Consider the following 13,118-nt stretch of genomic DNA (forward strand, 5'->3'; position numbering starts at 1 on the left):
GTCGTTCCCGATGCCCACAGCCTTCCGGAGCGACCCCCTCGGGCGGATCGCCCGCACCGGCGGTCCCCGCCGCTCAGCCCCTCGCCGGAGCGGGGGAGGGACCGGCCCCCGGCGCTCCCCCCGACGGGGGAGGCGCCGGGGCCACCAGGCCCGTCTCGTAGGCGCAGATGACCGCCTGGATCCGGTCCCGCAGCCCCAGCTTCGCCAGCACGTTGCCCACGTGGGTCTTCACGGTGTGCTCGCTGACCACCAGCTCCGCCGCGATCTCCGCGTTCGACAGGCCCCGCGCGAGCAGCAGCAGCGTCTCCCGCTCCCGGCCCGTCAGCACGTCCAGCCGCGGGTCGGGGGCGGTCGCCCGGCGCGGGCCGCCCGCCGTGTACTGCTCCACCAGCCGGCGGGCCACCGAGGGCGCCAGCAGCGAGTCGCCCGCCGCCACCACCCGCACCGCGTGCACCAGGTCGTCCCGCCGCACGTCCTTCAGGAGGAAGCCGCTCGCGCCCGCGTGCAGCGCCTCGTACACGTACGCGTCCGAGTCGAAGGTCGTCAGGATCACCGTCCGGCAGGCGCTCTCCGCGCTGATCGTCCGGCACGCCTCGATGCCGTCCATCCGGGGCATCCGGATGTCCAGCAGGGCCACGTCCGGCCGGTGGCGGCGCACCGCCTCCACCGCCTGCGCCCCGTCGGAGACCTCCGCGACCACCTCGATGTCGTCCTGGACGTCCAGGATCAGCGCGAAGCCGCTGCGGACCAGCTCCTGGTCGTCGGCCACCACCACACGGATCGTCACGCCCGCACCTCCGCCGCGTCCGGTACCGGCAGGACCGCCCGCACCTCGAAGCCCCGCCCGTCCGGACCGGGGCCCATGTGCGCCGCGCCGCCGTGGGCGGCGGCCCGCTCCCGTATCCCGGTCAGGCCGTGGCCCCCCGGACGGCCCGCCCCGGCGGCCGGTCCGCGCCCGTCGTCGCGGACCAGCGCGGTGAGCCTCCCGGCGGCCCGCTCGACCCGCACGGTCACGCTCCCGGCCCCGGAGTGCCGCACCGCGTTGGTCAGCGCCTCCTGGACGATCCGGTAGACGGCCGCCGCGAGCGGGGCGGGCAGCCCCGACACCTCGCCGGCGGTCTCGTACCGCACGTCCAGACCGCCGGACCGCACCCGGTCGACCAGGGCGGGCAGCCCGCCCAGGTCCGGCTGGGGCGAGCGTCCGTCCCCGGCGTCGTCGTCGCGCAACACGCCCAGCATCCGCCGCAGTTGGTCCATCGCGTCCCGCCCGGTCGCGGAGATCGCCTCGAAGGCGGCCTCCGCCCGCTCCGGCGCCCGGCGCACCGCCACCGGACCCGCCTCGGCCTGCACGATCATCAGGCTCACCGCGTGCGACAGGATGTCGTGCATCTCCCGGGCGATCCGGGCCCGTTCCCGCGCGGCGGCCCGCTCCTCCTCCACCCGGTGCGCCCGCTGCCGCGCGTCGGTGAGCCGGCCGAAGACGTAGGCGGCGCCGAAGACGAAGAGCGAGAAGGTCAGTTCGCGGGCCGACCGGGTGTTGAGCCACACCGACACCGGCACCGCGACCAGCAGCAGCGCCGCCGTCACCGCCCGCTGCCGGGCCGGCGCGAGCACCGCGATCGTGTAGACGCACACCAGCCCCTGGTAGGGCAGCGGCTGCCCGGGACCGTCCACCGCCAGCCGGTACACCCCGCTCGCGGCGAGCACCGCGAGCAGCACCGCCATCGGCGCCCGCCGCCGCCACACCAGCGGCAGCACGGTCAGCGTCGTCAGCCCGTACGCCGGCCAGGTCGCCGGCTCCAGCTCCGGCGGGCGCGGCACCACGAAGGGCATCGTCACCGCCGCCTGCACCAGCAGCGCGATCCCCGCGTCCACGGCCGCCGGATGCGCCGCGCCCCACTCGCGGGCCTGCCCCACCCCCCGTATCCGCATTACGGCTTGCGGCCCACCGCGCCGAACTGCGCCACCGCGGCGGCCTCCGGCGCGCCCCACCGGGCGCACGAGACGACGCCGGGGCCCAGCAGCTCCAGCCCGTCGAAGAAGGAGGTGAACTCCTCGCGGGTGCGGGCGGTGATGGGCGGGGTGGCGTTCTCGTTCCAGAAGGCCATCGCCTTCCTGTTGCCCTCGCCGCCCAGCTCCGGTTCGAGCGTCGGGTGGGTGAGGACGAGATGGCTGCCGGACGGCATCGAGGCCATCAGGGTCCGCACGATCGACCGGGCCTCGTCGGTGTCCAGGACGAAGTTGAGGATGCCGAGCATCAGGACCGCCACCGGGCGCTCCAGGTCGAGGACCTCGCCCGCCGCCGCCAGGATCCGCTCCGGGTCGTGGGCGTCCGCGTCCACGTAGGCGGTGACGCCCTCGGGGGAACTGGTCAGCAGCGCCCGGGCGTGGGTGAGGACGATCGGGTCGTTGTCGACGTAGACGATCCGGGCGTCCGGCGCGACCCGCTGCGCCACCTCGTGGGTGTTGTCCGCGGTCGGCAGGCCGGTGCCGATGTCGAGGAACTGGCGGACGCCGTCCCCGGCGAGCCCGGTCACCACGCGGCCGAGGAACGCCCGGTCGGCGCGGGCGACTTCACCGATGCCCGGGTGGAAGGAGGTGACCTGGTCGCCGACGGCCCGGTCGACCGGATAGTTGTCCTTGCCGCCCAGCCAGTAGTTCCACACCCGGGCGTTGTGGGCGATGTCGGTGCGGATCCGGTCGTTCATCAGGGAGCCTTTCGCAGGACGGCGGCGAGGACGTCGACCCGGTTGGTGGTGATCGAGTCGACCCCGTTGGCGATCAGCCTACGCATGCTCCTGCGGGTGTCCGGAGTCCAGGCCGAGACGAGCAGCCCGTCCCGGTGCACCCGCTCGGCCAGTTCGCGACCGACCAGGCCGAAGCGGTAGTTGAGCCACTTCGGGCGGACCGCGTCGAGGAGCACCGGACGCGGCGGTGCCAGCGAGGTCCAGGTGAGCGCGATCTCCGCGTGCGGGTCGGCGGCCCGCACCCGGAGCATCGCGACCGCCCCCGCGCAGTAGAGGACGCGGCCGCCGGCGCCGGCCTCGCGGACCGTGCCGACGATCTTCCGCACCGAGTCCTCGTTCCCGCCGGGCAGGTCGAGCATCAGCCGGTGCGCCCCGGCCGCCAGCAGCGCCTCGCGGAGCGTCGGCACCCCGCCGTACGTCAGCTCGCGCAGCTGCTCGTGGGTGAGCGAGGAGAGCGGACGGTCGTGGCGCCACAGCCGCTTCAGGGTGTCGTCGTGGAGGAGGACGGGCACCTCGTCCTTCGTGAGCCGGACGTCGACCTCGACCGCGTCCGCACCCCGCTCGAAGGCGGAGCCGATCGAGGGGAGGGTGTTCTCACGGGCGCGGTAGGGGTCGCCGCGGTGGCCTACGACAGTGACGGATCGCATGGGCCCATTCTCGGCCGGGGCTCAGCGCGCCAGCCAGTTCTCCGTGTACGTGTCGATCTCGGCGGCCAGGCGCTCCTTGCCGGCCGGGTCGAGGAAGGAGGCCTCCACCGCGTTCTTCGCGAGGGCGGCCACCCCGCGCTCGTCCAGCTCCAGGAGCCGGGCGGCGACGGCGTACTCGTCGTTCAGGTCGGTGCCGAACATGGGCGGGTCGTCGCTGTTGACCGTCACCAGGACGCCGGCGTCGGCCATGGCCCGGATCGGGTGCTCGTCGAGCGTGGCCACCGCCCGGGTCGCGATGTTCGAGGTCGGGCAGACCTCCAGGGCGATCCGGTGCTCCGCCAGGTACGCCAGCAGCCCGGGGTCCCGGACGGAGCTGGTGCCGTGGCCGATGCGCTCGGCGCCCAGGTCGCGGATCGCGTCCCAGACCGTCTCGGGGCCGGTGGTCTCGCCGGCGTGCGGCACCGACCGCAGCCCGGCCGCCCTGGCCCGGTCGAAGTACGGCTTGAACTGCGGGCGCGGCACCCCGATCTCCGGGCCGCCGAGGCCGAAGGAGACCAGGCCCTCGGGGCGGATGCCGTCGGTGACGGCGAGCCGCGCGGTCTCCTCGGCGGCCTCCAGGCCGGCCTCGCCGGGGATGTCGAAGCACCAGCGCAGCACGGTGCCGAACTCGGCCTCGGCCGCCTTGCGGGCGTCCTCGATCGCCGCCATGAAGGCCCGCTCGTCGATGCCGCGGCGGGTGGAGGAGTAGGGGGTGACGGTCAGCTCGGCGTAGCGGATGTTCTGCCGGGCCATGTCCCGGGCGACCTCGAAGGTCAGCAGCCGGACGTCCTCCGGGGTGCGCACCAGGTCCACGACGGACAGGTACACGTCGATGAAGTGCGCGAAGTCGGTGAAGGTGAAGTAGTCGGCCAGCGCCTCCGGGTCCGTGGGGACCTTGGAGTCCGGGTGCCGGGCGGCCAGCTCGGAGACGATCCGCGGGGAGGCGGAGCCCACGTGGTGGACGTGCAGCTCGGCCTTGGGCAGACCCGCGATGAAGGGGTGGAGATCGGTCATCGGGTCATCGTAGGCGGGGCGGGGCGGGGCGACCGGGACGCCGTAGCATGACGGGACCACGGAGGGAGCCCCGAATGTCCGAGAACGCAGAGCCGCGCCCGCAGGACCGGGACGCGGCCGACCCGTGGGCCCCGCCGACCCGGCCGGTGGAGCTGGGCAAGGGGGGTCCGGTGGACCGTCCGGTCCACGACCGGCGGACGGTCACCTCCATACCCGTGGGGGAGACGGCCGCCGGAGAGCTGCCGCCGCCCCCCGTCGCCCCCGGCGGGCCCGCCGCCTACGGCGCGCAGCCGCCGCCCTCGTACGGCTACCCGGCGCCCGGCCCGGCCGGCTACGGCTACCCGGCCCCCGGCCCCGCCGGTCCCGCGTACGGCTACCCGCCGGCCCATCCGCTGCCGTACGGGCCGCTGCCCGGCCAGTACAACGGCATGGGCACGGCCGGCATGGTGCTCGGCATCATCGGCACCTGCCTCTTCTGGTTCTACGGCGTGCCGTCGATCATCCTCGGCGTCCTCGCCCTGATCTTCGGCATCCTCGGCCGCAAGCGCGCCAACCGGGGCGAGGCGAGCAACGGCGGCGCCGCCACCGCGGGCATCGTCCTCGGTGCCGTCTCCACGGTCCTCGGCGCGGCGTTCATCGCCCTCGTCGTCTGGGCGGTCGTCTCCTACGACACCTACGAGGACGAGGACGGGGGCGGCGACACGGGCACGTCGACCTCAGCGGTGCTCGTCGTCGGCGACCGGCACTGACCCCGCCCGCGCACGCAGCCGCTCCCGGGCCTCCATGAGCGCGAAGCCCAGCAGGTTGAGCCCGCGCCAGCGGGCCGGGTCGTGGGCGCCGGGGTCGGTGGCGGCCAGGCCGATGCCCCAGACCCGGTCCAGCGGGCTCGCCTCGACGAGGACGCGGCGGCCGGTCCCCAGCAGGTAGCTCCGCAGCCCCTCGTCCGAGGCGAACTTGTGGACGCTGCCGGCCACCACGATCCCGGAGCGCTCCCGCGCCCACACGGTCTCGTCGAAGCCGCGGACCAGCCGGCCCGCGTTCTTCGCCTCCGCCGGGGTGCGGGCGGCGAGCGCCGTCCGCTCGGCCACGGCGTCGCCGAAGAGGCGCGCCTTCTCCGCCATCATCCAGTGCTCGGCCGTCGCGTACCGCACGCCGGAGACTTCGAAGGGTGACGGCCACCACTGGCTGAGGCAGCTCGCGGCGAGCCGCCCGTCCGGGGCCGGACGGTGGCCCCAGAAGTGCAGCCACTTCACCTTGTCACCCCTGCTGACCTGCTGTGTCAGTGATTCGAGGGTCATCATGCACGCGAGTCTGACATCCGCGACGGACACTCCGTACGAAGATTTTCCTGCGACCTAGACACTTGGTCGACCGATTCCGTCGAGTAACCAAAAGGCAACAACGGAATCACTTGTTCGGGCCGTATCCCTCTGTCAGGATCGGCACTCAATTCGAGCTGGGACAACGGAGAGCGTCATGGGCAACCGCTTCCAGGTGACGGACCGCTTCGCGGACGGCGCGCAGTACATCGGCGGACGGCTCCGCGCCGGAACCTCGGGACGCACGCACAGCGTCGTCGACCCCGCGACCGGCGAGAGCGTGTACACCTACGAACTCGCCTCCACGGCGGACGTCGACGCGGCCGTGGCCGCCGCCAAGGAGGCGTTCCCCGGCTGGGCCGGGGCGACGCCGGGCGAGCGTTCCGACGCGCTGCACCGCTTCGCCGCGGTCCTCGCCGAGCAGGCCGAGGACTTCGCCCTGGCCGAATCCCTCCAGTGCGGCAAGCCGATCCGGCTCGCCACCGAGTTCGACGTGCCCGGCACCATCGACAACACCGCCTTCTTCGCCGGCGCGGCCCGCCACCTCCAGGGCCAGTCCGCCGCCGAGTACTCCGGCGACCACACCTCGTACGTCCGGCGCGAGCCGATCGGCGTGGTCGGCTCCATCGCCCCCTGGAACTACCCGCTCCAGATGGCCGCCTGGAAGATCCTCCCGGCGATCGCCGCGGGCAACACCATCGTCCTCAAGCCGGCCGAGCTGACCCCGCTCACCTCCCTGATGTTCGCCCAGGCGGCGAAGGAGGCGGGGATCCCCGACGGCGTCGTCAACATCGTCAACGGCTCCGGCCGCGAGGCCGGCGAGCACCTGGTCGGCCACCCGGACGTCGCCATGACCTCCTTCACCGGCTCCACCCCGGTCGGCAAGCGGGTCGCGGAGGTGGCCACCGCCACCGTCAAGCGGCTCCACCTGGAGCTGGGCGGCAAGGCCCCCTTCGTCGTCTTCGACGACGCCGACCTGGAGGCCGCCGCCCACGGCGCCGTCGCCGCCTCCCTCATCAACACCGGCCAGGACTGCACCGCCGCCACCCGCGCCTACGTCCAGCGCCCCCTCTTCGACGCCTTCGTCGCCCGGGTCGCCGAGCTCATGGAGACGGTCCGGCTGGGCGACCCCGCCGACCCGTCCACCGACCTCGGCCCGCTCGTCTCGCACGCCCAGCGCGACCGGGTGGCCGGCTTCGTGGAGCGGGCCCGCGCCTACGCGACCGTCGTCACCGGAGGCGAAGCCCCTGGTGGAGAGCTCGAGAACGGCGCATACTATCGGCCCACCCTGATCACCGGCGCCGCGCAGGACAGCGAGGTCGTGCAGTCGGAGATCTTCGGTCCGGTCCTGGTGGCCCTGCCCTTCGACGGCGACGACGAGGGCATCCGGCTCGCCAACGACACCCCGTACGGCCTCGCCGCCTCCGCCTGGAGCCGCGACGTCTACCGGGCCAACCGGGCCACCCGCGAGATCCAGGCGGGTTGCGTCTGGGTCAACGACCACATCCCGATCATCAGCGAGATGCCGCACGGCGGCGCCAAGGCGTCCGGCTACGGAAAGGACATGTCGGCCTACTCCTTCGAGGAGTACACGCAGGTCAAGCACGTGATGTTCGACAACACCGCGGTGGCGGCCAAGGACTGGCACCGCACGATCTTCGGGGACCGATAGCAGCCAGCCGCCCGACCAGCGGCGCAACCCATCCCGAAAGGGCACAGCGCATGGAGCAGTACGAGCCCGACCGTCTGTCCGCCGCCCAGCTGGCGGCGATCCGGCGCAGCATGACGAGCGGCCGTGGCGCCCTCAGCCGCCGCTCGCTGCTGCGGGCGGGCGGCGTGGGCGCGCTCACGGTGGGCGGCCTGGCCGGCCTCACCGCCTGTGGCATCCCGCCGGCCAAGCGGGAGGGCCAGGGCCCGGCGTCCACGGACGTCTCGGCCAAGGAGAAGACGGTGAACTTCTCCAACTGGACCGAGTACATGGACGTCAGCGAGGACGAGAAGTCCCGCCCGACCCTGGAGGCGTTCGCGAAGCGCACCGGGATCAAGGTCAAGTACACCGAGGACATCAACGACAACGTCGAGTTCTTCGGCAAGATCAAGCCGCAGCTCGCGGCCGGCCAGGACACCGGCCGCGACCTGATCTGCGTCACCGACTGGCTCGCCGCGCGCATCATCCGCCTCGGCTGGGCCCAGAAGCTCGACCCGGCGAACCTGCCCAACGCCTACGCCAACCTCTCCGCGCAGTTCCGCCGCCCCGACTGGGACCCCGGCCGGTCCTACTCGTACCCCTGGACCGGCATCTCCACCGTCATCGCCTACAACACCAAGGCGACCGGCGGGAAGAAGGTCGACTCGGTCAGCCAGCTCCTCGACGACCCCGCCCTCAAGGGCCGGGTCGGCTTCCTCACCGAGATGCGCGACACCGTCGGCATGACCCTGCTCGACATGGGCAAGGACCCGGGGGACTTCACCGACGCCGACTACGACGCGGCGGTCGGCCGTCTCCAGAAGGCCGTCGACAAGAAGCAGATCCGCCGCTTCACCGGCAACGACTACACCTCCGACCTGGACAAGGGCGACCTCGCCGCGTGCCTGGCGTGGGCCGGCGACGTCATCCAGCTCCAGGCGGACAACCCGGACATCCAGTACGCCATCCCGAACGCCGGGTACATCACCTCGACGGACAACCTGCTCGTCCCCGCCCAGGCCGGGCACAAGACCAACGCCGAGAAGCTCATCGACTACTACTACGAGCTCCCGGTGGCCGCCCAGCTCGCCGCCTACATCAACTACGTCTGCCCCGTCGACGGGGTCAAGGACGAGCTGGCCAAGATCGATCCCGAGCTCGCGGCCAACACGCTGATCCTCCCCGACAAGGCCATGGCCAGGAAGTCCCGCGCCTTCCGCTCGCTGACCAGCGAGGAAGAGACGGCGTACGAGGAGAAGTTCGCCAAGCTCATCGGCGCCTGAGCCGTCGTCCATCCTTCACGTAGATCCGGGACCGCAACCCATGACTGACAAGACCACCGGCGGCGACGTCCGACTCACCGGGATCAGCAAGACGTACGGCTCCTTCACCGCCGTCCACCCGCTCGACCTGACCATCCCGCAGGGCTCCTTCTTCGCCCTGCTCGGGGCCTCCGGCTGTGGCAAGACCACCACCCTGCGCATGATCGCCGGCCTGGAGGACCCCTCCAGCGGCACCGTCTTCCTCGGCGACCGGGACGTCACCGACCTGCCGCCCTACAAGCGGCCGGTCAACACCGTCTTCCAGTCCTACGCGCTCTTCCCGCACATGGACATCTCCGAGAACATCGCCTTCGGCCTGCGCCGGCGCGGCATAAAATCGGTGAAGAAGCAGGTCGACGACATGCTGGAGCTCGTCCAGCTCGGCGACAAGGCCCGGCACAAGCCGCACCAGCTCTCCGGCGGCCAGCAGCAGCGCGTCGCCGTGGCCCGCGCGCTCATCAACCACCCGCAGGTGCTCCTCCTCGACGAGCCGCTCGGCGCCCTCGACCTCAAGCTGCGCCGCCAGATGCAGCTGGAGCTCAAGCGGATCCAGACCGAGGTCGGCATCACCTTCGTCCACGTCACCCACGACCAGGAGGAGGCCATGACCATGGCCGACCAGGTCGCGGTCATGAACGGCGGCCGGGTCGAGCAGCTCGGCGCCCCCGCCGACCTGTACGAGAACCCGAGGACCACCTTCGTCGCCAACTTCCTCGGCACCTCCAACCTCATCGAGGCCGAGGTCGTGGAGACCGGTTCCGAGGTCGTCGTCACGGCCGGCGGCGGCAGGCTCAGGGTCCCCGGGGACCGCTGTACCGACGCGGTCCGCCAGGGAGGCAAGCTCCTCGTCGGCGTCCGTCCCGAGAAGATCTCGCTGACGCACGCCGACGACGCCGGCGCGATCGCGGACGGCCGCAACCAGGTCACCGGCCGGATCGCCGACTCCTCCTTCATCGGCGTCTCCACCCAGTACGTGGTGAACTCGCCGGCCGGCGCGGAGCTCCAGGTCTACGAGCAGAACATCGAGCGCGACGCGCGGCTCCGCCCCGGCGCCGAGGTCGTCCTGCACTGGAACCCGGCGCACACCTTCGGCCTCGACGCCACTCAGGACATCGACGCGGGCGTGGAGACGGTGGAGGACGCCTCGTGACCACCACCCTGACCAAGGAAGCGGCGCCGGGACCGGTTGAAGAACCGGTTCTGCGCAAGCCTCCCACCCGCAAGCGGCTCGTCCCCTACTGGCTGCTGCTCCCCGGCATCCTCTGGCTGCTCGTCTTCTTCGCCCTGCCGCTCGTCTACCAGGCCTCCACCTCGGTGCAGACCGGCTCCCTCGAAGAGGGCTTCCAGGTCACCTGGCACTTCCAGACGTACGTCGACGCCTTCACCGAGTACTGGCCGCAGCTGCTGCGCTCGCTGCTGTACGCGGGCACCGCCACCGCGCTCTGCCTGCTGCTCGGCTACCCGCTGGCGTACCTCATCGCCTTCAAGGCCGGCCGCTGGCGCAACCTGCTCCTCGTCCTCGTCATCGCCCCCTTCTTCACCAGCTTCCTCATCCGGACCCTGGCGTGGAAGACGATCCTGGCCGACGACAGCCTCGTCGTGGACGCGCTCAACGCGCTGCACGTCCTCGACGTCACCAGCTGGCTCGGCTGGACCGAGGGCGAGCGGGTGCTCGCCACCCCGATGGCGGTCGTCTGCGGCCTCACGTACAACTTCCTGCCGTTCATGATCCTGCCGCTCTACACCTCGCTGGAGCGGATCGACGGCCGGCTGCACGAGGCGGCCCAGGACCTCTACGCCTCCCCGGCCACCACCTTCCGCAAGGTGACCTTCCCGCTGTCGATGCCCGGCGTCGTCTCCGGCACCCTGCTCACCTTCATCCCGGCGAGCGGCGACTACGTCAACGCCGAACTGCTCGGCTCCACCGACACCAAGATGATCGGCAACGTCATCCAGTCGCAGTTCCTCCGCGTCCTCGACTACCCGACGGCCGCCGCCCTGTCCTTCATCCTCATGGCGATCGTGCTCCTCATGGTCACCGTCTACATCCGCAAGGCGGGAACGGAGGACCTCGTCTGATGAGCTGGATCCGCAAGAACCTGGTCGTCATCGCCGGCCTGCTGACGCTGGCGTACATGATCCTGCCGAACGTCGTGGTCATGGTGTTCTCGTTCAACAAGCCGAACGGGCGCTTCAACTACTCCTGGCAGCAGTTCTCCCTGGACGCCTGGAAGGACCCCTGCGGCGTCGCCGACATGTGCGAGTCGCTCACGCTCTCGCTCCAGCTGGCCGCCTGGTCCACCGTCGGCGCGGTCGTCCTCGGCACCATGATCGCCTTCGCGCTGGTCCGCTACCGCTTCCGGGCGCGCGGCGCGATCAACTCGCTGATCTTCCTGCCGATGGCGATGCCCGAGGTCGTCATGGCCGCCTCGCTGCTCACCCTCTTCCTCAACATGGGCATCGAGCTGGGCTTCTGGACGGTCCTCATCGCCCACATCATGTTCTGCCTGTCGTTCGTCGTGACGGCGGTCAAGGCCCGGGTCATGTCCATGGACCCGCGCCTGGAGGAGGCCGCGCGCGACCTCTACGCCGGACCCGCGCAGACCTTCCTGCGCGTCACGCTGCCGATCGCCGCTCCCGGCATCGCGGCCGGGGCCCTGCTCGCCTTCGCGCTCTCGTTCGACGACTTCATCATCACCAACTTCAACGCGGGCTCCACGGTGACCTTCCCCATGTTCGTCTGGGGCTCGGCGCAGCGCGGCACCCCCGTTCAGATCAACGTGATCGGCACCGCGATGTTCGTTCTCGCGGTACTGATGGTGGTAGCCGGTCAAATCATCACGAACCGGCGCAAGAAAACAGCAACGGCCTGAGCGTAGGAAGCTCAGGCACCGAAGGAGTTGGAAACCATGGCCCCAGTCGCCATGCGTCTCGCTGCACAATCTCTCTCCGACGCCCAGCCCGTCCCCTTCTGGCTGGAAGACCCCGGCAAGCCCGGCGCCCTGCCCGCCCTCACCGGCACCGAGAAGTGCGACCTCCTCGTCGTCGGCGGCGGCTACAGCGGACTGTGGACCGCGCTCCTCGCCAAGGAGCGCGACCCCTCCCGGGACGTCGTGCTCATCGAAGGCCGCGAGGTGGGCTGGGCCGCCTCGGGCCGCAACGGCGGCTTCTGCGCCGCCTCCCTCACCCACGGCTTCGGCAACGGACTGGCCCGCTGGCCCGGCGAGCTGCCGAAGCTGGAGCGCCTGGGCGAGGCCAACCTCGACGCCATCGAGGAGGCCGTCGCCCGCTACTCCCTGGACTGCGAGTTCGAGCGCACCGGCGAGATCGACGTCGCCACCGAGGCGTACCAGGTCGACGAGCTCCACGAGTGGTACGAGGAGGCCGAGCGGCTCGGCCTCGCCGACGGCCTCACCCTCCTCGACCAGGACGCCGTCCGGGCCGAGGTGAACTCGCCGACCTTCCGCGGCGGCCTGTGGGACCGGCGCGGCGTGGCCATGCTCCACCCGGCCAAGCTCGCCTGGGGCCTCAAGCGGGCCTGCCTCGACCTCGGGGTGCGGATCTTCGAGAACACCCCGGGCCTCGACCTGGTCGCGGCCGGCGGCGGCATGGCCGTCCGCACCCCCTACGGACGGGTCGCCGCCCGCCGGGTCGCCCTCGGCACCAACGTCTTCCCGTCGCTGGTCAAGCGGCTGCGCCCGTACACCGTCCCGGTGTACGACTACGCGCTGGTCACCGAGCCGCTCACCGAGGAGCAGCTCGCCTCGGTCGGCTGGAGCAACCGGCAGGGCCTCGGCGACTCCGCCAACCAGTTCCACTACTTCCGCATCACGGCCGACCACCGCATCCTGTGGGGCGGCTACGACGCCATCTACCGCTTCGGCGGCAAGGTGCAGGCGGAGATGGACCACCGCCCGGAGACCTACCTCAAGCTCGCCGAGCACTTCTTCACCTGCTTCCCGCAGCTGGAGGGGCTCCGCTTCAGCCACGCCTGGGGCGGCGCGATCGACACCTGCTCGCGCTTCTCGGCCTTCTTCGGCACCACCCACCAGGGCAAGGTGGCGTACGCGCAGGGCTACACCGGCCTCGGCGTCGGCGCCACCCGCTTCGGCGCCGACGTGATGCTCGACCTCCTCGCCGGGGAGCGCACCGAGCGCACCGAGCTGGACATGGTCCGCTCCAAGCCGCTGCCCTTCCCGCCGGAGCCGATCGCCTGGGCCGGCATCGGGATCACCAAGTGGTCGCTGGCCCGCGCCGACGCCAACGGCGGCCGGCGGAACCTGTGGCTGAAGACGATGGACAAGCTGGGCCTCGGCTTCGACAGCTGACACCCCTCCCCAGCG

General features: G+C 71.8%; 13 protein-coding genes. 7 read left to right on the top strand and 6 right to left on the bottom strand.

The annotated features are described in order from the left end of the window. Positions 1-73 precede the first annotated feature (73 nt). From IE287_RS07800 to IE287_RS07820, 5 genes are read right to left on the bottom strand one after another with little or no spacing between them, the layout of a single operon-like run. Positions 74-787 carry a response regulator gene (locus IE287_RS07800; RefSeq protein WP_189848147.1) on the bottom strand — a complete coding sequence of 238 codons (714 nt, stop codon included), beginning with the start codon at positions 785-787 and terminating at the stop codon, positions 74-76. Next, a complete protein-coding gene (locus IE287_RS07805; protein WP_229883326.1) occupies positions 784-1,932 on the bottom strand; it encodes a sensor histidine kinase in 1,149 nt (382 codons plus the stop codon). The genes IE287_RS07800 and IE287_RS07805 overlap by 4 nt, the downstream gene beginning before the upstream one ends. Beyond that, positions 1,932-2,708 carry an SAM-dependent methyltransferase gene (locus IE287_RS07810; RefSeq protein ID WP_189848148.1) on the bottom strand — a complete coding sequence of 259 codons (777 nt, stop codon included), beginning with the start codon at positions 2,706-2,708 and terminating at the stop codon, positions 1,932-1,934. Before IE287_RS07810 ends, IE287_RS07805 begins: the two co-directional genes overlap by 1 nt. Further along, positions 2,708-3,394 carry a glycerophosphodiester phosphodiesterase gene (locus IE287_RS07815; protein ID WP_189848149.1) on the bottom strand — a complete coding sequence of 229 codons (687 nt, stop codon included), beginning with the start codon at positions 3,392-3,394 and terminating at the stop codon, positions 2,708-2,710. The genes IE287_RS07810 and IE287_RS07815 overlap by 1 nt, the downstream gene beginning before the upstream one ends. 21 nt (positions 3,395-3,415) lie before the next feature. Next, on the bottom strand, positions 3,416-4,447 hold the full coding sequence (locus IE287_RS07820) for an adenosine deaminase (RefSeq protein ID WP_189848150.1): 1,032 nt from the start codon (positions 4,445-4,447) through the stop codon (positions 3,416-3,418). 74 nt (positions 4,448-4,521) lie between these two features. Between IE287_RS07820 and IE287_RS07825 the strand changes: the two genes are divergently transcribed. Continuing rightward, complete coding sequence (locus IE287_RS07825) at positions 4,522-5,196, top strand: DUF4190 domain-containing protein (protein WP_189848151.1); 675 nt, start codon at positions 4,522-4,524, stop codon at positions 5,194-5,196. Here the strand turns inward: IE287_RS07825 and ybiA are convergent. Then, positions 5,164-5,748: a riboflavin biosynthesis intermediates N-glycosidase gene (gene ybiA / locus IE287_RS07830; protein WP_189848152.1), complete on the bottom strand. Its 585-nt coding sequence runs from the start codon at positions 5,746-5,748 to the stop codon at positions 5,164-5,166. The genes IE287_RS07825 and ybiA overlap by 33 nt on opposite strands. Before the next feature lie 175 nt (positions 5,749-5,923). Here ybiA and IE287_RS07835 point away from each other — a divergent pair, with 175 nt between their 5' ends. The 6 genes from IE287_RS07835 to IE287_RS07860 are packed head-to-tail and all read left to right on the top strand — an operon-like array spanning position 5,924 to position 13,103. After that, a complete protein-coding gene (locus IE287_RS07835) occupies positions 5,924-7,438 on the top strand; it encodes a gamma-aminobutyraldehyde dehydrogenase (protein ID WP_189848153.1) in 1,515 nt (504 codons plus the stop codon). A 50-nt stretch (positions 7,439-7,488) separates the two neighbouring features. After that, positions 7,489-8,736, top strand: coding sequence for an ABC transporter substrate-binding protein (locus IE287_RS07840; RefSeq protein WP_189848154.1), 1,248 nt, complete (start codon positions 7,489-7,491; stop codon positions 8,734-8,736). 40 nt (positions 8,737-8,776) lie between these two features. Then, entirely contained in the window at positions 8,777-9,925 is a 1,149-nt protein-coding gene (locus IE287_RS07845; protein WP_189848155.1) for an ABC transporter ATP-binding protein, read from the top strand. Beyond that, the gene (locus tag IE287_RS07850) at positions 9,922-10,854 is read left to right on the top strand and encodes an ABC transporter permease (protein WP_189848156.1); all 933 of its coding nucleotides are present in this window, start codon (positions 9,922-9,924) and stop codon (positions 10,852-10,854) included. The genes IE287_RS07845 and IE287_RS07850 overlap by 4 nt, the downstream gene beginning before the upstream one ends. Then, positions 10,854-11,648 (top strand): ABC transporter permease, encoded by a 795-nt coding sequence (locus IE287_RS07855; RefSeq protein ID WP_189848157.1) that lies wholly within the window; start codon positions 10,854-10,856, stop codon positions 11,646-11,648. Before IE287_RS07850 ends, IE287_RS07855 begins: the two co-directional genes overlap by 1 nt. Before the next feature lie 36 nt (positions 11,649-11,684). Continuing rightward, on the top strand, positions 11,685-13,103 hold the full coding sequence (locus IE287_RS07860; RefSeq protein ID WP_189848158.1) for an NAD(P)/FAD-dependent oxidoreductase: 1,419 nt from the start codon (positions 11,685-11,687) through the stop codon (positions 13,101-13,103). Positions 13,104-13,118: the final 15 nt, after the last annotated feature.

It is taken from the genome of Streptomyces omiyaensis (genome assembly GCF_014650895.1).
GTDB classification, from domain to species: Bacteria; Actinomycetota; Actinomycetes; order Streptomycetales; family Streptomycetaceae; genus Streptomyces; species Streptomyces omiyaensis.

Coding starts and splice junctions, on each gene's coding strand:
- IE287_RS07810 (WP_189848148.1), bottom strand. CDS start 2,708: ATGAACGACCGGATCCGCACCGACATCGCCCACAACGCCCGGGTGTGG.
- IE287_RS07815 (WP_189848149.1), bottom strand. CDS start 3,394: ATGCGATCCGTCACTGTCGTAGGCCACCGCGGCGACCCCTACCGCGCC.
- IE287_RS07855 (WP_189848157.1), top strand. CDS start 10,854: ATGAGCTGGATCCGCAAGAACCTGGTCGTCATCGCCGGCCTGCTGACG.
- IE287_RS07845 (WP_189848155.1), top strand. CDS start 8,777: ATGACTGACAAGACCACCGGCGGCGACGTCCGACTCACCGGGATCAGC.
- IE287_RS07820 (WP_189848150.1), bottom strand. CDS start 4,447: ATGACCGATCTCCACCCCTTCATCGCGGGTCTGCCCAAGGCCGAGCTG.
- IE287_RS07805 (WP_229883326.1), bottom strand. CDS start 1,932: ATGCGGATACGGGGGGTGGGGCAGGCCCGCGAGTGGGGCGCGGCGCAT.
- IE287_RS07835 (WP_189848153.1), top strand. CDS start 5,924: ATGGGCAACCGCTTCCAGGTGACGGACCGCTTCGCGGACGGCGCGCAG.
- IE287_RS07840 (WP_189848154.1), top strand. CDS start 7,489: ATGGAGCAGTACGAGCCCGACCGTCTGTCCGCCGCCCAGCTGGCGGCG.
- ybiA (WP_189848152.1), bottom strand. CDS start 5,748: ATGATGACCCTCGAATCACTGACACAGCAGGTCAGCAGGGGTGACAAG.
- IE287_RS07825 (WP_189848151.1), top strand. CDS start 4,522: ATGTCCGAGAACGCAGAGCCGCGCCCGCAGGACCGGGACGCGGCCGAC.
- IE287_RS07860 (WP_189848158.1), top strand. CDS start 11,685: ATGGCCCCAGTCGCCATGCGTCTCGCTGCACAATCTCTCTCCGACGCC.